Here is a 1,289-nt window from a genome sequence, read left to right on the forward strand (position 1 = left end):
TCCGGGATGTGGCTTGTCCGAAGGACCGGTGTGCGGGGTCGAGCCGGTCGCGCTGGAGTCAGTAGTCGCCCCCGATTGCCCTCCCGGGCTTGCCGTTTCCCGTCTGTGCTGGTCGTCGAGCATGCGGGTGTAGACGACATTCGACAGGCGTCGTTTCAGTGCCCGCATCGCTTCCATCGAGGTCTTGCCCTCGGCTTTGCGGCGGTCGTAGTAGGTGCGCCCGGCGCTGGGATTGCGCAGTTGAACGATGGCCATGGTGTGCAGGACTCGGTTGATTTTGCGGTTGCCGACGCGGGAGAGCCGATGTCGTTGCTGCTGGCCGGAGGAAGCGTCCAAGGGTGCGGTGCCGTTCCAGGACGCGAACCGGTTCCGGTCTCGGAATCGGTGGATGTCACCGACGTCGGCGAGCAGCCGGGCTGCGCCGGCGGGTCCGATGCCGTAGAGATCAGTCAGAGTGGAGCCATGCTCGGCGATGAGCTGGCGCAGTTCTTTGTCCGCGGATTTGATCTTTCGGTCGATGGTTTCGAGTTCGCCGATCAACTCGACGGTCAGCCGGCGCCGGACCTTGCCCGCGGGATCGCGGGGTTTGACGGTGGCGACCAGCTTGCGGGCTTGGGTCGCCGAGAGGAACTTCTTCGCCCCACCAGGCAGTAGCTCGAGCAGTAACCGGTGGAGCCGATTGACGGTGTCGGTGCGGGCCCGGCCGAGTTCGTCGCGGCGATCGGCGAGCATGCCCAATGCGATCAGTTCTGAATCTGCTTGGACGCGGCGAAGGTTCGGTGACCGCAACGCCGCCAGCGCCACCGAGTGCGCGTCGACGGGGTCGGTTTTGCGGCCGTTGCCGGTCGCGAATACCCGAATCTGGGCTGAGAGTTTCGCTGGCACGTCGATCACGGTTTCACCGTCGTGGACCAGACGGTGCGCGATGTGTCGGCCGATGCCGTTGCAGCCCTCGATTGCCCACACTCGCTCTGTGTATTTGCTTGCAGTGGTGAGCATTTCGCTGTAGCCAGCGTTGTCGGTGCCGTATCGGGCCGTGGCCAGTATCTTGCCGGTGGGGTCGATGATCTCGATCGTGGCTGAGCGTTTGTGCGGGTCCATTCCGATGATGACTGCCATTTGTGGTGTCCTTCCCGTCGCGGCGTGTGAGGTCCGTGCGGGAAGGCACCGCTACTTCGAGCTGGGCAAACCCCTCTTCAGCCATTCCCGGCACGGCACCCGGTGAGAGGCAAGCCAGATGAGAGCCACACCAATGACACAGGTGGGCAGCCGATTAGGGAGCTTCTCAC

General features: G+C 64.1%; 1 protein-coding gene. It reads right to left on the reverse strand.

Translation table 11 applies throughout. The features are described 5' to 3' along the window. The coding region (locus ACFQZZ_RS33310; RefSeq protein WP_378688890.1) for an IS110 family transposase at positions 1–1,119 on the reverse strand (1,119 nt) is incomplete at its 3' end. Positions 1,120–1,289: the final 170 nt, after the last annotated feature.

This window comes from Nocardia sp. GCM10030253, from assembly GCF_042675075.1.
Taxonomy (GTDB): domain Bacteria; phylum Actinomycetota; class Actinomycetes; order Mycobacteriales; family Mycobacteriaceae; genus Nocardia.